General features: G+C 68.9%; 15 protein-coding genes and 1 tRNA gene. 13 read left to right on the top strand and 3 right to left on the bottom strand.

Annotation, left to right across the window (positions count from 1 at the left end; translation table 11 throughout):
* Window positions 1-90: 90 nt before the first annotated feature.
* From QPK29_RS11015 to QPK29_RS11070, 12 genes are all read left to right on the top strand, one after another.
* Window positions 91-161 (top strand) — tRNA-Cys (locus QPK29_RS11015).
* A gap of 171 nt (window positions 162-332) precedes the next feature.
* On the top strand, window positions 333-1,358 hold the full coding sequence (locus QPK29_RS11020) for a LacI family DNA-binding transcriptional regulator (RefSeq protein WP_371768283.1): 1,026 nt from the start codon (window positions 333-335) through the stop codon (window positions 1,356-1,358).
* The gene (locus QPK29_RS11025) at window positions 1,355-2,626 is read left to right on the top strand and encodes a sugar ABC transporter substrate-binding protein (protein ID WP_371768284.1); all 1,272 of its coding nucleotides are present in this window, start codon (window positions 1,355-1,357) and stop codon (window positions 2,624-2,626) included. The genes QPK29_RS11020 and QPK29_RS11025 overlap by 4 nt, the downstream gene beginning before the upstream one ends.
* The gene (locus QPK29_RS11030; RefSeq protein WP_371768285.1) at window positions 2,623-3,693 is read left to right on the top strand and encodes a carbohydrate ABC transporter permease; all 1,071 of its coding nucleotides are present in this window, start codon (window positions 2,623-2,625) and stop codon (window positions 3,691-3,693) included. Before QPK29_RS11025 ends, QPK29_RS11030 begins: the two co-directional genes overlap by 4 nt.
* The gene (locus tag QPK29_RS11035) at window positions 3,690-4,562 is read left to right on the top strand and encodes a carbohydrate ABC transporter permease (protein ID WP_056135792.1); all 873 of its coding nucleotides are present in this window, start codon (window positions 3,690-3,692) and stop codon (window positions 4,560-4,562) included. The genes QPK29_RS11030 and QPK29_RS11035 overlap by 4 nt, the downstream gene beginning before the upstream one ends.
* Before the next feature lie 15 nt (window positions 4,563-4,577).
* Window positions 4,578-5,555, top strand: coding sequence for a family 43 glycosylhydrolase (locus tag QPK29_RS11040; RefSeq protein WP_371768286.1), 978 nt, complete (start codon window positions 4,578-4,580; stop codon window positions 5,553-5,555).
* 32 nt (window positions 5,556-5,587) lie between these two features.
* Window positions 5,588-7,924 carry a GH32 C-terminal domain-containing protein gene (locus QPK29_RS11045; RefSeq protein ID WP_371768287.1) on the top strand — a complete coding sequence of 779 codons (2,337 nt, stop codon included), beginning with the start codon at window positions 5,588-5,590 and terminating at the stop codon, window positions 7,922-7,924.
* Window positions 7,906-8,994, top strand: a complete 1,089-nt coding sequence (locus QPK29_RS11050; RefSeq protein WP_371768288.1) for an ABC transporter ATP-binding protein — start codon at window positions 7,906-7,908, stop codon at window positions 8,992-8,994. The genes QPK29_RS11045 and QPK29_RS11050 overlap by 19 nt, the downstream gene beginning before the upstream one ends.
* Window positions 8,991-9,956, top strand: coding sequence for a carbohydrate kinase family protein (locus tag QPK29_RS11055; RefSeq protein WP_371768289.1), 966 nt, complete (start codon window positions 8,991-8,993; stop codon window positions 9,954-9,956). The genes QPK29_RS11050 and QPK29_RS11055 overlap by 4 nt, the downstream gene beginning before the upstream one ends.
* Window positions 9,957-10,060: 104 nt before the next feature.
* Window positions 10,061-12,877, top strand: coding sequence for a TonB-dependent receptor (locus QPK29_RS11060; protein ID WP_371768290.1), 2,817 nt, complete (start codon window positions 10,061-10,063; stop codon window positions 12,875-12,877).
* Window positions 12,878-12,943: 66 nt separating this feature from the next.
* On the top strand, window positions 12,944-14,581 hold the full coding sequence (locus QPK29_RS11065; RefSeq protein ID WP_371768291.1) for a glycoside hydrolase family 32 protein: 1,638 nt from the start codon (window positions 12,944-12,946) through the stop codon (window positions 14,579-14,581).
* Window positions 14,578-15,870 carry a sugar porter family MFS transporter gene (locus tag QPK29_RS11070; RefSeq protein ID WP_371768292.1) on the top strand — a complete coding sequence of 431 codons (1,293 nt, stop codon included), beginning with the start codon at window positions 14,578-14,580 and terminating at the stop codon, window positions 15,868-15,870. The genes QPK29_RS11065 and QPK29_RS11070 overlap by 4 nt, the downstream gene beginning before the upstream one ends.
* 20 nt (window positions 15,871-15,890) lie before the next feature.
* Here the strand turns inward: QPK29_RS11070 and QPK29_RS11075 are convergent, their stop codons facing one another.
* The 3 genes from QPK29_RS11075 to QPK29_RS11085 form a co-directional block, all read right to left on the bottom strand.
* Complete coding sequence (locus QPK29_RS11075) at window positions 15,891-16,244, bottom strand: hypothetical protein (RefSeq protein WP_371768293.1); 354 nt, start codon at window positions 16,242-16,244, stop codon at window positions 15,891-15,893.
* A gap of 70 nt (window positions 16,245-16,314) precedes the next feature.
* Entirely contained in the window at window positions 16,315-17,154 is an 840-nt protein-coding gene (locus QPK29_RS11080; RefSeq protein ID WP_371768294.1) for a universal stress protein, read from the bottom strand.
* Window positions 17,155-17,271: 117 nt separating this feature from the next.
* On the bottom strand, window positions 17,272-18,120 hold the full coding sequence (locus QPK29_RS11085) for an alpha/beta fold hydrolase (protein ID WP_371768295.1): 849 nt from the start codon (window positions 18,118-18,120) through the stop codon (window positions 17,272-17,274).
* Window positions 18,121-18,209: 89 nt separating this feature from the next.
* Here QPK29_RS11085 and QPK29_RS11090 point away from each other — a divergent pair, with 89 nt between their 5' ends.
* A complete protein-coding gene (locus QPK29_RS11090; protein ID WP_200948911.1) occupies window positions 18,210-19,061 on the top strand; it encodes a LysR substrate-binding domain-containing protein in 852 nt (283 codons plus the stop codon).

Genomic DNA, 19,061 nt, shown 5'->3' on the forward strand with positions numbered 1-19,061 from the left:
GAATCCGGCAGGTAAGTGCCGCACCACGGCGGTACGTTTGCTTGATATGGCACAGATACCCGTCATGGATACCCGCCTATCATTGTTTACGGCGAGGTAGCAAAGCGGTTATGCGACGGCTTGCAAAGCCGTTCAGACGTGTTCGACTCACGTCCTCGCCTTTCATTCTCCTTCCACACCGCTCCCCCACCTGAAGTTGTTGACCCCGGCCCGAAAAGCCGATAGCATTCGGTCAAATGACAACGTTGGACAAATCGCGGCGAAAGACGACCGCGACGCCGACGCTGACCCAGTGCGAAGACCCGAAGACCCGAAGGGGCGGAGGAGACGAGGTGTCGACCATTCACGATGTCGCCGAAAAAGCCGGCGTATCGATCAAGACCGTGTCGCGCGTGCTCAACGACGCGAGCAGCGTGTCGGAAAAGACGCGCAAGCGGATCGAGCACGCCATGCAGGCGCTCGACTTCGCGCCGTCCGCCGCCGCGCGCATGCTGCGCGGGCGTCCGACCGATCTCGTGGCCGTCATCGCGGACCAGCTCACCACGACCCCCGATTCGTCCGAGATCATCAAGGGCATCCAGTCCGTGTGCGAAGACCTGGGCAAGATGCTCATCATCGGCGAGACGGGCGGACAGGCGCACGTCGCCAGCCGCCTGGTGGCCGACATGCGCACCCGCCGCGTCGAGGCGATCATCTTCGCCACCACGTTCCACCGTCCCGTGACGGTCACCGACACGCTGGGCCAGACGCCGGCCGTGCTCGCGAACTGCTTCGAAGCGGCATCGCGGTTCGCGGAGGTCATCCCGGACGACGAGGGCGGCGGCTATGCGGCGGCCGAGACCGTGCTGCGCGCCGGTCACCGCAAGATCGCGTTCCTGCAGCTGATCGAGGGCATGGTGGCGACGCGCCTGCGCCTGCAGGGGTTTCGCCGCGCCATGCGGGACCACGGCGTACGGCCGAACGACGCCTGGCTGCTGCATGGCGCCACGCCCGGTGTCGAGGACGAGTTCGCGCAGTTGCGGACGACGATCGACGGCCTGTTCGCGGGCGCCGAACGTCCCACGGCCATCCTGTGCGGGAACGACAAGATGGCGATCCGCGTGATCTTCCTGCTGCAGCGGCGCGGCCTCCGGGTGCCGGAAGACGTGTCCGTCGTCGGCTTCGACGACTTCCGGCTTCTGTCGGAGGCGTCCGATCCCGGCCTGACGACCGTCACCCTGCCGTATCGCGAGATCGGTGCACTCGCCGCGCGCCGGGCGCTCGCCAAGGACCTGGAGCCGGGCATCGTCCGCGTGCCATGCCGCGCCGTGCTGCGCGGTACCGTGGCGGCGCCGTCGGGCGGGAAGGCGGGACAATGATGAAACGGGCGCTGCTTCCGGTACTCGCCATGGTGGCGTCGCCCGCCCTGGCGGCGCCCATCGACATTACCGTGTGGCGCCACGATACCGGCGACGCCGAAATGGTCGCGAGCCGGAACATGGTCGACCGGTTCAACCGCGCCCAGGACAAGTGGAAGGTCGTCGTCGAGACGATCCCGCAAGGCACGTACACGGAATCGATCACGGCGGCGTCCCTCGTCGGGCACCTGCCGTGCGTGATGGCGATCGACCAGCCGGCCGTGCCGAACTTCGCGTGGGCCGGCACGATCCGTCCGCTCGACCGGCTGCTGCCGGCGTCGGTAGTGCAACCGTTGCTGCCGGGCGGGCGCGGCACGTACCGGGGACGGCTCTACAGCGTGGGCCAGTTCGACGTCGTGCTGGCGCTGTTCGCGCGCCGGTCGCGCCTCGCCGCCGAGGGCATCCGCGTGGCGACCATCGAACAGCCGTACTCGGCGCGCGAGCTCTACGACATCCTCCTGAAGGTCAAGCGCGCCGGTCATTACCGCTATCCGCTCGACCTGAACGGCAAGTCGACAGGCGAGTGGTTCAGCTATGCCTTCTCTCCCTGGCTCGAGAGCGCCGGGGCGGACCTGATCGACCGCGGCAACTACCTGCGCGTCGACGGTGTGCTCAACGGCGACGCCGCCGTGGGCGTCGCCCGCTACTACGGCCGCCTGTTCAGGGACCGTCTCGCCGAACGCAATCCTGCCGACGACAAGAGCTTCGAACAGGGCCGCTCGCTGCTCCAGTACACCGGGTCGTGGAAGGCGCGCGACTACAGCGAACGCTTCGGCGACGATCTCGTCGTGATGCCGCCGCCCGATTTCGGCCATGGCCCCCGGATCGGCGCGGCGTCCTGGCAATGGGCGGTGTCGAGCAGCTGTCCTTATCCGGCGGGCGCCGCGGCGTTTCTCGAGCACGTGCTGTCCGCGCCGGAGATGGCCGAGTTCTCGCACATGACCGGACTGGTCCCCGTCACGGCGGATGCCGCGGCGCTCACGACGCACTACCGCCCGGGCGGCGCCTGGCGCATCTATTTCGACTTCGCCGCCCGCTATGCGCGGCCGCGGCCCGCGACGCCGGGCTATCCCGCGATCTCGGCGGCGTTCGAGAAAGCCATGGCGGATGTCCGTGCCGGGAAGGATGCGGCCGAGGCGATGGACGAGGCGGTCGAGACGATCGAACACGACATCGCCCGCAACGGCGGCTACGGATTCATCCGACGCGAAGCGGTGGCGCGCCAATGAAGACATTGCCCGGCCGCGACCATCCGTTGGCGATCGCCGGCTTCACCGGTCCGGCGCTGCTGCTGCTCGGCCTCTTCCTGCTGTTGCCGCTGCTGTTCGCGGCCGGCGCCACGTTCACCGATCACCGGCTGGTGTCGCCGGAGCCGACCCGCTACGTCGGCCTGGAGAACTACCGGCGCCTGCTGGCGCTGCAGGTGGTCGAGGTGGAGCCGCTGCGCGACGCGGCCGGCGCGGCGTTGCGCGACGAGGAGGGGATCCGCTTTCCGACGTGGCGCCAGACGCGCCGCGCGCACCCTGGCCTGGCGCAATACCGCCCCGCGTGGCAGGTCCGGTTCGGCGAGCGCCGGTTCGTGCTGGCCGCGACGGACCCGCTGTTCTACCGCTCCCTCATCAACACCTTCCTGTTCGCGCTGCTGGTGCTGCCGCTGCAATGCGGCACGGCGCTGGGGCTGGCGCTGCTGGTGAACCAGCGCATCGCCGGGCGCGTCTTTTTCCGCACCGTGTATTTCGCGCCCGTCGTGACGTCGATGGTGGTCGCGGCTATCGTCTGGTCGTTCATGCTGAACACCGACCGCGGCATGATCAACGAGCTGCTGCGCGCCGTGACGGGCGATCCGAACGTCGGGCCGGACTGGCTGGGCGAGCCCCGCTATGCGCTGCCCGCCATCGCCATCATGTCGGCCTGGCAGGGCGCGGGATTCCAGATGCTCGTGTTCCTCGCGGGCCTGCAGTCGATCTCGCCGGAGCTGTACGAGGCCGCGACCCTGATGGGCGCGAACGCGTGGCAGCGCTTCGTGCACGTTACCTTGCCGGGGCTGCGCAACACGATCGTCTTCGTCGTCGTGTCGACCCTGCTGCTGGCGTTCGGCCTGTTCACGCAAGTGGATGTGATGACGCAGGGCGGACCGCTCGATTCGACCACGACCGTCGTGTACCACGCGGTGCGCACCGGCTTCCGCCAGCAGGACATCGGTTACGGCTCGACCATCGCCATGGTCTTCTTCGGCATCGTGCTGCTGGTCGCGGTGCTGCAGCGCGTCCTCGTCGCGCGGGGAGAGAACGCATGAAGCCGTTCCTCCGCACCGCCTTGCTGGCCGCCGTCATGGGCGTGCTCGGGATCGTGTTCGCGGCGCCGCTGCTGTTCATGTTCGCGTCGTCGTTCAAGCGCGACGACGCCATCTTCGCCAACCTCGCCAGCTGGTCCGCCTTCGTCCCCGATGCGGGATGGTCGCTGGCCAACTACGCGGCCATCTTCGAGCGCAGCAACCTCCCGCTGTTCCTGCTGAATTCCACGATCATCGCCGCGTGCGTCGTCGTGGGCGGCGTCCTGGTCAACAGCATGCTCGCGTTTTCCCTGAGCCGCATGCGCTGGCGCGGCCGCCGCGCGGTGCTCGCCGTGGTGGTCGCGCTGATGATCGTCCCGTTCGAAGTCATCGCGATTCCCTTGCTGTCGCTGGTCGCGCGCCTGCCCTGGCCCGGCATCGAACAAGGCGCGCTGACGTGGCACATCGGCTGGTTCAACAGCCTGCACGTGCAGATCATCCCGTTCCTCGCCAACGCCTTCTGCGTCTTCCTGTTCTACCAGTTTTTCCGCGACATCCCGCGCGAGCTGGACGAAGCCGCCAGGATGGACGGCGCCGGACCGTGGACCCTGTTCTTCCGCATCATCCTGCCCAACAGCCGTCCGGTGATCGCGACGGCCGCGATCGTGCTCTTCATCGCGGCGTGGAACCAGTACCTGTGGCCGATCATGGTCGTGCAGGGCGAAGCGGCGCGCCCCGTGCAGCCGGGCATCCAGCAATTCTTCGGGCGTTCCAATTCCTGGGGCCAGATCATGGCCTATGCGTCCGTGGTCACGCTGCCCGTGCTCGCCGTATTCCTCGCGTTCCAGCGCCAGTTCGTCGCCTCGGTGGCGGGTTCCGGCATCAAGGGCTGAATCGATTCAATCATCATGACACTCAAACTCGACGACAAATACATCTGGGATTTCTGGCACTACGCGGAAGGCGGCGCCCAGCACCTGTTCATGCTGCAGGCCGACCGCGCCATCGGCGATCCGGACCTGCGCCACTGGAACGTCTCGATCGGCCACGCCGTGTCGCGCGACCTGAGACAGTGGGATTACCGCGGCACCGTGTTCGGGCCGTCCGCCGGACCCGCATGGGACGACTTCACGACGTGGACCGGTTCCGTGATCCATGCGGAAGGCCGCTACCACCTGTTCTACACGGGCACGTGCCGCGCCGAGAACGGCCTGCGCCAGCGCATCGGCCACGCGACCTCAAGCAGCATCGACGGCCCGTGGATGCGCGTGGGCGACGGCCTCGCGCTGGATCTCGACGCACGCTTTTACGAAGAACATGCGGAGGGCCGCTGGCACGACCGCGCCCTGCGCGACCCGTGGGTGCTGCCGGACCGGATCGACGGCATGTACCACATGTTCTTCACGGCGCGCCGCAACGACGGCCCCAGGTTCGAGCGCGGCGTCATCGGCCATGCCGTCTCGCCCGACCTCGTGCACTGGGAAGCGACGGCCCCCGTGTACGAGGGCGGCCATTACGGCCAGCTGGAAGTGCCGCAGGTGTTCGCGCGCGACGGGCGGTGGTTCTGCACCTTCTGCAACGTGCGCGACCACTGGGCCGAGGCGCAGCGCGCGCAGCAGGGCGGCGGCGTCTCGGGCACGCACTACCTCGTGGCCGAGAATCCGCTCGGCCCGTGGCAACCGGCCGAAGGCTTCCTGGATGGCGACGTACCGTGCCGGCGCTACGCGGGCAAGATCCTGCGCGACCCGGTGACGGGCGAGGACTGCCTGATGGCCTTTCTCGATGCGGGGCCGGACGGCCGGTTCGTTGGCCAGATCAGCGACCCGATCCCGCTGCGCTTCGAGCATGGCCGCTACCGGCTGGACGATATTTTGGCACCGGAATGACAACGATGGACAACCATCATGGAGGAGACACCGTGATTCCCTTCAACCATGAAAGGCGGCCGTGGCGGCGCGGCGTGGCGGCAATGCTGCTGGCGCTGCTCGCGCCGGCCCGTGCCGGGGCGGCCACCGACATCGCCGCCTGGCCGCTCGACGAGCAGCGCGGCAGCAGGACGATGGAAGCGGTCTCGGGCCGCTACGACCCCGTCGAGTACGTCTTCAACCATGCCCGCTTCAAGCCGGATTCCGACCCGCTGTGGCGCCCGGCCGGCGCATGCATCAGGGGCGGCTGCCTGCTGTTCGACGGCTACTCGACGGATATCACGGCACCCGGCCTCACGGCGGCGCAGCTGGGCGCCGGCTGGACGATCAGTGCGTGGGTCGCGCCGCATGCGTTCGAATGGGGCGACGGCGGCCAGTACTCGGCGTTCCTGAGCCAGTTCGACGAGGGCAGCAAGACCGGCTTCGCGTTCGGGATGTATCGCTTCGGCACATGGGGCATCAAGCTGGGATTCGGCAGCGCGGAATTCGACCTGCGCGTGAGCGACCGCAAGCTGCCCAGGGACGCGTGGTCGCACGTGGCGGCGAGCTACGATCCGCGCGGCCGCGTGGTCCGGCTGTTCCTCGACGGCGAACAGGTGGCCGCCGGCTCGGCGCCGGCGCAGGGCAGCTTCGCGTTGCCCGCGCGGGCGCTGACGATCGGCCGCTATTCGCAGCCGCGCACCGTGGAGGGCGTGTTCCAGCTGAATACCTTCCTCGGCCTGATGGACGAGGTCCGGATCGCGGCGGGCGCCGCGCCGGGAGCGGACATCGCCCGCCGCGTGCATGCCGACCTGGCGGCCCACGGCGGCAAGGCGCCCGCGCTGGCGCAGGCCGATGTCACCATCGCACCGGTCACGTTCGCCGGCGACCGTCATCGTCCGCAGTACCACGCGATGCCGGATTCCGGCTGGATGAACGAACCGCATGCGCCGTTCTACCAGGACGGCCGCTATCACCTGTTTTTCCAGAAGAACCCGTTCGGCCCGTTCTGGCACCAGATCCATTGGGGGCACTGGGCCAGCCCGGACATGGTGCACTGGCGCGAGCTGCCCATCGCGCTGGCGCCGGAAGACGACACGCTCGCGCCGGACGGCATCTGGTCCGGCAGCGCCACGCATGCGCGCGACGGCACGCCGGTGCTGTTCTTCACGGCGGGGAACGACAAGGCGCCCATCCACGAGCGCACCGGGCTCGCGCGGCCTGCGGATGCGGACCTGGTGCGGTGGATGAAATATCCCGTGCCGGTGACCGAGCAGCAGCCGGGCCCCGGGCACACGGGCGATTTCCGCGACCCGTTCGTGTTCCGCGACGATGCCGGCGACCGCTGGTTCCAGCTCGTGGGCTCGCGGATCGCGGGCGGCAGCGGCACGGCGTTCGTCCACGAATCGTCCGACCTGGTCCACTGGCGTTATCGGGGGCCGCTGTTCACGCTCGATGCGAAACGCTATCCCGGCTTCGACAAGACGTTCGAGCTGCCCGTGCTGCTGCCGATCGGGATGGGGACGGACGGCCGCCCCCGTCACGTGTTCCTCACGGACGTGGGGGCGCAGGCGTACTACTGGATCGGCGTGTTCGACCCCGCCGCCGCGCGCTTCGTGCCGGACAGCGAGGCCCCGCGCGTGTTCGACCTGGGCGACCACCATTTTTCCGGTCCCAGCGGCTTCGTCGATCCAAGGACGGGACGGACCATCGTGTTTTCGATCGCCCAGGGCGAACGCAGCCTGCGCGACGAATGGGCGAGCGGCTGGGCCCACAACGCGGGCCTGCCCATCACGCTCGCGATCGGCCCGGACGACGACCTGCGCCTGGCCCCCATCGACGAACTCCGGAGCCTGCGCCAGGACCTGTTGCTGGACCTGGCCGACGTCACACCCGCCGCGGCGGCGGCCCGGCTGGCAACGATCAAGGGCGACGCGCTGGAGGTGGAACTGGAACTCGCGGCGGACGGCCACGCGCGGCGCGGGCTCGTCGTCCGCAGGACGCCCGACGATGCCGAGCACACGGACCTCGTCGTGGATACCGCGCGCAAGCGCTTCGAGATCGACCGCACGCACACGACGCTGGACGCTGGCGCCCGCTCGCGCGGCGTGCAGGGCGGCGCGTTCGACCTGCGCGGCGAGCACGTGCGCCTGCGCGTGTTCCTGGACCGGTCGATGGTGGAAGCCTATGTCAACGAACGCAAGAGCATCACGAGCCGGATGTATCCGTCGCGATCCGATGCGACCGGGCTCGGTCTGGTCGCGGCGCCCGGCGACCGCGTCGTCAGGCTGAAAGTATGGCGCATGGGCGGGCTGGATGCGGAGGCCTCGGCATGGCATCCATCACGTTGACCGGCGTGGGCAAGACCTACGCCGGCAAGCGCGCCAACCGCGTCCTCGAGAACATCTCGTTCTCGATCGCGGACGGCGAGTTCGTCGTGCTGGTCGGTCCCTCGGGCTGCGGCAAATCGACCGTCCTGCGCATGATCGCGGGCCTGGAAGAGGCGAGCGGCGGCGAGATCCGCATCGACGGCGCGCGCGTCAACGAGACGCCGCCCGCCCGGCGCGGCCTGGCGATGGTGTTCCAGGGCTATGCGCTGTACGCGCACATGACCGTGTTCGAGAACATCGCCTTCGGCCTGCGCCTCGCACGCGTGCCGAAGAAGGAGGTCGAGGCATCCGTGCGTACGGTCGCGTGCATGCTGCAGCTCGAGCACCTGCTGGACCGCAAGCCGCCGCAGCTGTCGGGCGGGCAGCGCCAGCGCGTGGCCATCGGCCGCGCCATCGTGCGCAAGCCGCGCGCCTTCCTGTTCGACGAGCCGCTGTCGAACCTGGACGCCGCCCTGCGCGCCGACATGCGCGTCGAGATCGCGCGGCTGCACAAGCAGCTGGGCGCGACGATGGTCTACGTGACGCACGACCAGGTCGAGGCGATGACCCTGGCCGACCGCATCGTCGTGCTGGGGCCCGCGGGCGTGCAGCAGGTCGGGGCGCCGATGGCGTTGTACGAGCGGCCCGCGAACGTGTTCGTCGCCGGCTTCATCGGCATGCCGAAAATGAACCTCGTCGACGGCGTCGTCGACGCGCAGGGCCGGCTCGCGCTGGGCGGCGTGCCGCTGGACTGGCGCGGCCCGGCCGCAAGCGGCACCCTGGTGACGGTCGGCGTGCGGCCCGAACACCTCGTGCCGGATGCCGCGGGGCCGATCCGCGGCGTCGTCGCGCTCGTCGAGCGGCTCGGCGCGGAATCGCACGTGCACCTGGACGTGGCGGGCCTGTCCCGGCCCCTCGTGGCGGCCATCAGGGACGCGCCGCCGCTGCCCGGCAGCGCCTGGTCCGTCGCGCCCGCGGCCGGCGCGCTGCACGTGTTCGGACCGGACGGCAAGCGTATCGATAACAATTTTAACCAGCAGGAGGAAGCATGATCGTAGTGTGTGGTGAAGCGTTGTTCGATGTGTTCGCGACGGGGGAGGGGGTAGAGCAGCGGGCGGCCGCCATCGGCCTGTCGGCCTGCCAGGGCGGTTCGCCGTTCAACCTGGCGACCGGCGTGGCGCGGCTGGGCGGCACCGCGTCGTTCTTCGGCGGCCTGTCGCGCGACCTGTTCGGCCGCAAGCTGCACGCGGCGCTGGCGGCCGAGGGCGTCGACCTGTCCGCCGCGCCGCGTCCGGACGCACCCACCGCGCTCGTGATGGTCAGCGTCGACGACCGCGGCGTGCCCCTCTACACGTTCTACGGCAGCGGCACGGCCGACCGCATGGTCACCCAGGCCGACCTGGCCGGCGTGCCCGCCGACGCGGCGGCAATCCACGTGGGCTCGTACTGCATGGTCGTCGAGCCGGTGGCGTCCACCTTGCGCGCGCTGGTCGAGCGCCAGCGTGGCCGCAGCCTGATCGTCTATGACCCGAACGTCCGGCTGACCATCGAGCCCGACGTCGGCATATGGCGCGAGTCCGTGCGCTGGATGCAGCGCCGCGCCGACGTGCTCAAGGTCAGCGAGGAAGACATCCACGCGCTGTATCCGGGCATGCGCGTCGACACGTTCATCGCGGAGTCGCTGGAAGCGGGCGTGGCCCTCGTCGTCGTGACATGGGGCGAGCGGGGCGTGGTGGCGGTCACGCGGTCGCAACTGGCTGTGGAAGTGCCGGCCGTGCCCGTCACGGTCGTGGACACGGTCGGCGCGGGCGACACGTTCCAGGCCGGCCTGCTCGCATGGCTGCAGCGCGCCGGCAAGCTCACGCGGCGCGCGGTGGAAGGCCTGCCCCAGGACGAACTGGTGGAGGCGTTGCGTTTCGCCGCGCGCGCCGCCGCCGTCACCTGCTCGCGCCGCGGCGCGGACCTGCCGTACACGAGCGAACTGGCCGATGTGGAAGGTTTCGAATTGTCTTAAAAATTTTTTCAAAAGAAATGACAACGTTGGACATCCGGTTCACGAGACCGGCAGCTGGAAATACGAAGGTAAAGAAGTCAATATCACACAGGAGATAAATAACGATGCGTTACTCGCTCACCCCCTATATCGGCCGCTCGGCCGCCCTCGTCATCGCGCTGGCACCCGCCCTCGCATTCGCACAGCAGCAGGCCGGCGCGCCCGCGGAGCAGTCCGCGGCCAAGGCCGACGAGCCCAATAACGTCGTGATCGTGACGGGCGTGACCCGGACGACGACGAAGAAGAACGCCACGTTCTCGATCAACACGCTGAGCGCGGAAGACATCCAGCGCCTGGCGCCGATGAGTACCGCCGACCTGCTGGGCAACCTGCCGGGCATCTATGCCGAGGGCAGCACCGCCGGCGAGGCCAGCAACAACATCACGGTGCGCGGCCTACCCGTGGTCGGCGGCTTCCGTTTCGCGCCGCAGCTGATCGACGGCCTGCCGGCGTACGAGGAATCGGAAGCCCCGTTCCTGAACAACGACGTGTTCGTGCGCGACGACCTGATGACGGAAAGCGTGGAGGCGGTGAAGGGCGGCCCCGGCGGCATCCTGTATTCGAACGGCCTGGGCGCGACCATCAACCACATCACGCGCACGGGCGGCGACCACCTGGAAGGCGGCTACAAGCTCGAATACGCGGACTACGGCTTCATCCGCCAGGACGCGTTCGTGTCCGGCCCGCTGGGCAGGAACCTGACCGGCGCCGTCGGCGGCTACTACCGCAGAAGTAACGGTATCCGCGATACGGGCTACACGGCGGACCGCGGCGGCCAGATCCGCGGCAACGTCATCTACACGAGCGACGACCGCCGGACGACGGCCCGCTTCGACGCCCTCGTCATCAACGACCGCACGGCGTTCTACCAGAACCTGCCGATCTCGGTACCGCGCTTCACCCAGTCCGGCACGCCGGCCCATCCGACGGTCCTCAGCCAGGACACGATCCAGCCGCTGGGCATCGATTTCGCGCACGGCACGACGGCGTCGCCCTACAACCGCCGCTTCAACATGATCGGCGAATACGGCACGCGCACGATCGACCAGGCCGACGGCATCCATCCCGACTTCAAGATGTTCACGCTGAAGCTGGGGCATGACTTCGATTCGGGCCTGAAGGTCACGGCCGGCCTGCGCCGCACGGGCGGCAGCAGCGGGTTCAATTCGGTCTTCACGGGCAACGACACGGCGACCGCGGCCACGTTCCTGAACGCGCGCTTCCAGAACGACGTGATCTCGCCGGCGCATGGGGCGGCGCTGGGCTGCAACCTGAGCAATGCGAAACTGGTCGGCTACTTCAAGAGCGGCACGTGCGCGGACTTCGCCAACATCAGCCGCGAGGACTTCATCGCGAAGTACGGGAAGGGCGCCGGCGTCGTCGGCACCTACCGGAACGACGGCACGCGCGTGGCGCCGACGGCCCTGATGAACTTCCTGGTGCCGTTCATCGCCGACACCGACGCGGCCAGCACGGTCCTCGACCTGAAGGGCCAGCAGACGTTCAAGGCGGCCGGCACGCACGATCTCACGTTCGGCGTGTACCGCAGCCATTACACCTACGATCCGAACTTCCAGGCCGGGCTGCTCGTGTCGGAAAGCGCCCCCAACGCGCGCCTCATCGACCTGACGGTGGTCGACGCCGCCGGCAACCAGGTGGGCCCGTCGCTGACGTCGGGCGGCGCGATCCTGCCCGGCTGGTTCGGCTGGGTCAGCCACATCAAGGCGGACGGCCATGCGGCCTACCTGCTCGACCACTGGGAAACGCTGCAGGGCAAGCTGAAGATCGACGCGGGCGTGCGCTGGCAGGACGTGCGGGCCAACGTCGACCGCCGCGACCGCAACACGGCGGTCGACCTGACGCCGGCGAACGTCGTCGTCGGCTCCGCGCAGGATACCGCGGCGGACAACGAGATCCAGTTCCCCGGCCAGCCCAACCTGCTGAACAAGACCTACCACGGCATGGGCTGGTCGTTCGGCGGCAACTACAGCTTCAGTCGGCCCCTCGCCGTGTACGCGCTGGCGTCGTACTCGTTTCGCCTGCCGAGCCTCGAGGACCTCAACAACCTGAGCACTGCGGGCGCAGTGGTGGTGAACGGGCGCCCCGTCGAGCTCAGCGCCGTCGAGCACATCCGCCAGTACGAAGGCGGCCTGCGCTACCTGACGCGCGAGTTCGGCGCCTCCGTCGCGCTGTTCTACAACAAGTTCTCGCCGCGCAGCGCCGTGAACATCTACAAGGACTTCCAGTCGCCGGCATGCTCCACGCTCGGCGGCGTCACGCAGATCAACTCGTGCCCGGACGTGGCCCAGTTGTACCAGCGCGGCGTGCGCAACGTCGGCACGGAGATCGAACTGACCTGGCGTCCGCGCATGATCGAAGGGCTCGAACTGAAGGGTAACGTCGTGGCGCAGAATCCGAAGGTCGAAGGGGCGCGCTACCAGATCACGCAGGAGGACAAGGACCCGCAAGGCGTGATCACGGGCTACCACTACGTGCAGATCAGCGAGGACGGCCGCCGTCCGCGCCGCCTGGCCAAGATCATGGCCAACTTCCAGCCGTCGTACGACCTGCTGGCCGCGACCGGCATCCCGGTGACCGTGTACGGACAATACCAGTACGTCGGCGACCGGTTCTCCGAGGCGACCGATACCAACGTGACCCTGCTGCCGTCGTACCACATCATCAACATGGGCGCGCAATACCAGGTCTCGTCGCGCTGGATGGCGCAGCTGCACGTGGCCAACCTCACGAACCAGTTGTCGTTCACGGAAGGCGATCCGCTGTTCAACGACCTGCTGTCGCCGGACGGCACCCGCAACCGGGGTATCGCGCGGCCACTGTTCGGCCGCACGATCCGCGCCAGCCTCACGTACCGCTTCTGAGCGCCGACGATTGCATCACGGGCGGCCGGCCGGCTGCCCGTCTCCGACACCAACAAGGAAATCCCTGTGGCTTTGACATCCCGACTTTCTCTGCTCGCCATCGGCGCGGCCCTGCTGGCCGCCGGCTGCGCGAGCCAGTCGCCCGACCCCGCGCCGGTTGACTTGCCCGCCCACGGCGAGCCATTCCGCCCGCAACTGTCGTTCTCCCCGCAACGCAACTGGATGAACGATCCGAACGGCCTCGTGTACCACGACGGCGAGTATCACCTGTTTTACCAGTACAACCCGAACCGGAACACCTGGGGCGACATGTCCTGGGGCCACGCGGTCAGCTCCGACCTGCTGCACTGGACCGAGCTGCCGCTGGCGCTGCCCGTCGAAAAGAACGCGAGCGGCGAGATCACGCAGATGTTCTTCTCGGGCAGCGCCGTGGTCGATCACGCCAACACCAGCGGATTCGGCCAGCCCGGCAAGCCGGCCATGGTGGCCATGTATACGTCCATGTATCCGCAGGCGCGCACGGTGAACGGCAAGCTTGTGCGCGCCGGCACGCAGGCACAGTCGATCGCGTACAGCCTCGATCGCGGCCGCACGTGGACGCAGTACGCCGGCAACCCGGTGCTGCCGGAGCCGCCCGCACCCTACGCGGCCGAGTACCGCGACTTCCGCGACCCGAAAATGTTCTGGTACGAGCCCGAACACAAGTGGGTGCTGGCGACGGTCGTCGCGAAGCAGCACAAGGCATTGTTCTACAGTTCGCGCGACCTGGTGCACTGGGAGTGGACGGGCGAGTTCGGCCCGGCCGGCGCGACCGGCGGCGTGTGGGAGTGCCCCGACCTGATCGAGTTGCCGGTCGACGGCGACCCGGCGAAACGTAAATGGGTCCTCGTCATCAGCCTCAATCCCGGCGGTCCGGCGGGCGGGTCGGGCATGCAGTACTTCGTCGGCGACTTCGACGGCAAGACCTTCAAGCGCGACCGCGATGCCGCGGGCGACGCGCCGCGCTGGCTCGACTACGGCGCCGATTTCTACGCCGGCGTGACGTACAACGATGCGCCGGGCGGCCGCCGCCTGCTGGTCGGCTGGATGAACAACTGGCTGTACGGCGAGAAGGTCCCGACGGCGCCGTGGCGCAGCGCCCAGTCGCTGCCGCGCGAACTGGGGCTGCGCAAGGTGGACGGGCAGGTGAAGCTCGTGCAGCAGCCGATCGCCCAGGCGCAGGGTTTGCGCGGCCCGTCGCTGTACAGCGCGGCCGGACAGACCATCACGCGCGGTACGCAGGCGGTGCCGCTGACCGGCACGGCGAGCGCGCCGCTGGAATTGAAGATGGTCCTGCAACCGGGCACCGCGACGCGCGCCGGCATCCGCCTCGGACAGGGTACCTATACCGAGATCGGTTACGACGCGAAGCAGGGCGCCGTGTACGTGGACCGCACGAAGTCGGGCGAGACGGCCTTCCATCCGCAGTTCGCCGCGCGCCATACGGCACCGGTCGCGCTGCGCGACGGCGGGCTGCCGCTGCGGGTCCTCGTGGACCGGGGATCGGTGACGGTGTTCGCCGGCGACGGCGAGGCGGTACTGACCGACCAGGTGTTCCCGCCGGCAGGGGCCGCGGGCGTGAGCCTGTTCGGCGTGGACGGCGACGCCCACGTACGCGACCTGGACATCTGGTCCCTGAATTCGATCTGGAAGGAAGCGCGATGAATACGCTGTTGAAGGGAACCCTGGTCGGCGGCCTGGCGGGGCTGCTGTTCGGTTTCGACACGGCGGTCATCGCCGGCACCACGCAAGGCCTCGCGCAGGCCTTCCAGCTCGACCCCTCCGGCCTCGGCATGACCGTGTCGAGCGCGTTGTGGGGCACCTTGCTGGGCGCGCTGTTCGCGGGCCGTCCGGGCGACCGCTTCGGAGCACGCAACTGCCTGCGCGCCATCGCGGGCCTGTACGTCGTCTCGGCGCTGGGCTGCCTGTTCGCGCCCAGCCTGGCGGTGCTGGTCGCGGCGCGCGTGCTGGGCGGGATCGCCATCGGCGCCTCGTCCGTGCTGGCGCCGATCTACCTGGCGGAGATCGCCCCGGCGCACCGGCGCGGCATGCTGGTCGGCGCCTTCCAGTTCAACATCGTGCTGGGCATCCTCGTCGCGTACCTGAGCAATTACCTCGTCGGCCTGGCGGACCTGGGTGCCGACGAGTGGCGCTGGAAATTCGGCGTGGCGGCGCTCCCGGCGCTGCTGTTGTGCGGCCTCCTGTTCGTGATTCCCAACAGCCCGCGCTGGCTGGCCGTGAAGGGCAGGACGAAGGAGGCGGAACAGGTGCTGCGCGAGATCGGCGCCGCCGACGTCGCGGGCGAGCTGGCCCGCTACGCGCGCGGCCACGTCGCCGCGGGTTCGAAGCTGTCCTGGAGCCGCTACCGCAAGCCGATGCTGCTGGCGTTCGCGATCGCGGCGTTCAACCAGCTGTCGGGCATCAACGCCATCCTCTACTATGCGAACGACATCTTCGCGGCAGCCGGTTTCGGCAAGGTGTCGGCGGACCTGCAGTCGGTGATGATCGGCGCGACGAACCTGCTGTTCACGCTGCTGGCGCTGACCGTCATCGACCGCCTGGGCCGCAAGACGCTGCTGATCGTGGGCTCGGTCGGCATGGTCGCCGCACTGACGGCGACGGCCTGGATCCAGTGGAGCGGCATGCACCGCGACCTGCTGCTGTGGGCGCTGGTGCTGTTCATCGCGGCGTTCGCGTTCTCGCAGGGCGCGGTGATCTGGGTGTACATCTCCGAGATCTTCCCGACCGAGGTGCGGGCACGCGGGCAGAGTCTCGGCGCGTCCACGCACTGGCTCATGGATGCCATCGTCGCCGGCGTGTTCCCGGCGATGGCGGCGCGCTCGACCGGCCTGCCGTTCGTCCTGTTCGCGCTGGCGATGCTCGTGCAGCTGTTCGTCGTGGCGCGCTGGTTCGTCGAGACGAAGGGGACGCGGCTGGAGGATATCGACGTGTGACCGGCGTGCCCGCCAGGCCGTCAATGGGGGAAGACGGCCTTGGCGGCTGCATCCGGCCTGTCCGCCGGCTGTGTATGCATCTGCATCTGCATCTCCGAAACGGGATGGTAGCGCCGGTGCCACGGCCGCGTCAGGACGCGCAGCGCCACGTCGAACGGTACGCCGTTCTCGCACAGGGTGCGCGCCGCATACGCCGTGCCTTCGGCGGCGCTCGCGCTGATCACGGCGTCGACGAGGAGGGCGGTGACCAGGTCGGTCCGCTGGCGCGAACCGGATGGCGCCGGCTGCGAGGTTGTCGCGCAGTGCGGACAGGCCACCTGGAGTGTGTGGCCGCATCCGGTACACGTGCATTCGACGATGTTCTTCGTTGTCATCTTGCTATTCTACATCTGGAACGTGATAGCTGGATGACTCGGCCCGCTTTTCGCGACCGTTATTTTCCCGTTAATGGGCCAGCAGCAACGGTACGGGCGCGCGCTCCAGCAGTTCGCGCGTCACGCCGCCCAGCACCCATTCGCGGTAGCGGCTGTGGCCGTACGCGCCGGCGACGATCAAGCCGGCGCCCGCGGTGCGCGCGAGCGCCATCAGGGCGTCGCCGGCCGTCGCGTGCGTGCGCTCGAGCACGACGTCGACCTTCACGCCGTGGCGGGCCAGGTAGAGCGCCATGTCGGCGCCCGGCTGTTCGCCGTGCGCGTCGGACAGCCGGTCCGGATTGACGAGGACGAGCCGCACGCCGTCCGCGCGCGCCAGCAGCGGCAGGGCGGCGGCCAGGGCGCGCAGTGCCTGCGTGCTGCCGTCCCAGCCCGCGACCACGGTGGCGGCGATCGGCGCGTCCGCGTAGGCGGGCGGGACGACCAGCACCGGCCGCGGGCCCCGCAGCGCCACGTGTTCCGGCAGCCTGCGCACGCGGGGCGGGATGCCGGGTTCCGGATCGACGTCGCGGCTGAGCACGACCAGGTCGGCATAGCGCGCCTGCAGCAGCAGCGCGCCATCGGCCGTGTCTTCGATCAAGCGTGTTTCCACCGAGGCGACGCCGAGTTTGGCGGCCCGGTCGGTGAACGCGCGCAGATGCAGGGCCGCGGTCTCGCGCAGGCCGTCGAAGTCGGCCGGCGGGACCGGCGCGGCCATGGATCCGGTGAGTAACAGGTAGTCGGTCCACGAGATGCCCGTCGCCGCGCTGCCCACCAGGTGCGCGCCGTGCTCGCGGGCGAGGCGGGCGGCGGCGGCCATGCGGCTGTCCTGCTGCGGACTGCCGTCGACGTGAACGACGATGGTCTTGTACATCGCAAATCCTTTCGAAGATGCGCCGCGCTGCCGGAATGGCGCGGTGCAGTCGTTCGACCGGGATTTGTCCGCTTGGTGCCGCGTGTCGTCGTGGAAGCGCGCTGTCAAGCGCTTCGGTCAAGCCGGCACGGTGCCGACGAACGCTTCCAGCTGCCGGTTGAACTCCGCAGCATGCGTCACGTTCATCCCGTGCGATGCGCCGGCCACGGTGCGTACCTTGGCGCCGCCGATCCACTCGGCCAGCTGGGCCACGTTGTCGCGATACATGCGCGGGCTCCGTTCGCCCGCGATCAGCAGCGTCCGGCATGCGATCGCTTCCGCCGCGGCGCGGGTGTAGGCCGGCAGCGGGTCGCGGAACTGCATCGGCAGGGTGGCCGCGTTGTCGGTCGCCATCGTGCGGAACGGCGCGGGGCTCTTGCGCCAGATGCCCGGCAGGCTGACGGAATCGACGAACAGTTCCAGGCCCGCGTCGACGTCGCCGTCTTCGATCAGCCGGGCTGCCCGTGCGCGCAGGGCTGCCGTCGCGGGCGGCAGCGGCGCGTCGGCGTGAAGCGGGCCGCCGGGATCGGCCAGGGTCAGCGATTTCACGAGGTGCGGATAGTCGCGCGCCAGGTGGAATGCGACGCAGCCGCCGCGCGAGTGGCCGACCAAGTGCACCGGACCGAGGCCCATGGCGGTGATGAATTCGGCGAGTTCCGCGACGTGCGTCCACCAGTTGAACGCGCCCTGCAGCGCGAGGTCGTCGGCCGGCCAGTAGTGGCTGAGGCTCACGGAGACGCACTGGAAGCGTTTCGACAGCGCGGTCGTCTGGCCGTTCCAGTAGCGGTAGTCGCACAGCGAGCCGTGGACGAACAGCAGCGGCTCGCCGGCACCGCGCATCACGTACGGCATGCGCACGCCGGACGGCAGGGTGGCGAAGTAGATCTCGGGTACGGACAGGGCGTGCTGGTCGGTGCGTGCGTTCATCGTTGACTCCTTTTGCGCTACTATGCCGCACACAAAGTCCCAAGAAAATCGCATAATACTGAATCAATCAATCAGATTTTCTGATACCTATGAAATCACTCGACCTCGACGTCCTGGCCATGATCGTCGCCGTGGCGGACACCGGCAACATCAGCCGCGCGGCGGAAGTCGTGCACCGCTCGCAGTCGGCCGTGAGCATGCAGATCAAGACGCTGGAAGGCGCGCTCGGCAAGCCGCTGTTCGTGCGCGGCCCGCGCAGCGTCACGCCGACGCAGGACGGCGAGGTGCTGCTGACCTACGCCCGGCGCATGCTGGCCTTGCGCGACGAGGCGTGGGCCGCGGTCGTGCGGCCGGACATCACGGGCCGCGTCGTCATCGGCGTGCCCGACGATTACGCGTCGTCGCTGTTTCCGCCGATTCTGAAAAAATTCTCCGCGACGTATCCGAAGGTGCAGATCCAGGTCGTGGGCCTGCCGAGCGTGGCGCTGGCGCCGATGGTGAAGGATGGCTCGGTCGACCTCGTGTGCGCGACGCGCGTGAAAGGGCTGTCCGGCGAGTTCGTCCGGTTCGAGCCGATGGTGTGGGCCGCGACCCCCAGTGCCCGCGACCTGTGGCGCGAGCGGCCGCTGCCCATCGCCGTGTTCCTGCCCGGCAGCGTGGCGCGCGAAAACGCGATCCGCAGCCTGGAAAAGGCGAAGATTCCCTACCGGACGTCGTACGAAAGCCCCAGCCTGATGGGCCTGCTCAGCATGGTCGAGGCGGGCCTGGCCGTGGCGCCGCTCGCGCGCTGCGCCGTGCCCGCGCACCTGAGCCTGCTCGGCCAGGCGCAAGGCCTGCCGGAAATCGACCCGCTCGAAGTGATCCTCGCGCGCAGCACCAAGTCAAAGCGGCCGCCGTGCGACTTCCTCGCCGAGAAAATCATGGCGGAGTTGCGGCGCTGA

Origin of the sequence: Massilia orientalis (genome assembly GCF_030411975.2) — a bacterium.
GTDB classification, from domain to species: Bacteria; Pseudomonadota; Gammaproteobacteria; order Burkholderiales; family Burkholderiaceae_D; genus Telluria; species Telluria orientalis.

Coding starts and splice junctions, on each gene's coding strand:
- QPK29_RS11025 (WP_371768284.1), top strand. CDS start 1,355: ATGATGAAACGGGCGCTGCTTCCGGTACTCGCCATGGTGGCGTCGCCC.
- QPK29_RS11030 (WP_371768285.1), top strand. CDS start 2,623: ATGAAGACATTGCCCGGCCGCGACCATCCGTTGGCGATCGCCGGCTTC.
- QPK29_RS11035 (WP_056135792.1), top strand. CDS start 3,690: ATGAAGCCGTTCCTCCGCACCGCCTTGCTGGCCGCCGTCATGGGCGTG.
- QPK29_RS11040 (WP_371768286.1), top strand. CDS start 4,578: ATGACACTCAAACTCGACGACAAATACATCTGGGATTTCTGGCACTAC.
- QPK29_RS11050 (WP_371768288.1), top strand. CDS start 7,906: ATGGCATCCATCACGTTGACCGGCGTGGGCAAGACCTACGCCGGCAAG.
- QPK29_RS11055 (WP_371768289.1), top strand. CDS start 8,991: ATGATCGTAGTGTGTGGTGAAGCGTTGTTCGATGTGTTCGCGACGGGG.
- QPK29_RS11060 (WP_371768290.1), top strand. CDS start 10,061: ATGCGTTACTCGCTCACCCCCTATATCGGCCGCTCGGCCGCCCTCGTC.
- QPK29_RS11070 (WP_371768292.1), top strand. CDS start 14,578: ATGAATACGCTGTTGAAGGGAACCCTGGTCGGCGGCCTGGCGGGGCTG.
- QPK29_RS11075 (WP_371768293.1), bottom strand. CDS start 16,244: ATGACAACGAAGAACATCGTCGAATGCACGTGTACCGGATGCGGCCAC.
- QPK29_RS11080 (WP_371768294.1), bottom strand. CDS start 17,154: ATGTACAAGACCATCGTCGTTCACGTCGACGGCAGTCCGCAGCAGGAC.
- QPK29_RS11085 (WP_371768295.1), bottom strand. CDS start 18,120: ATGAACGCACGCACCGACCAGCACGCCCTGTCCGTACCCGAGATCTAC.
- QPK29_RS11090 (WP_200948911.1), top strand. CDS start 18,210: ATGAAATCACTCGACCTCGACGTCCTGGCCATGATCGTCGCCGTGGCG.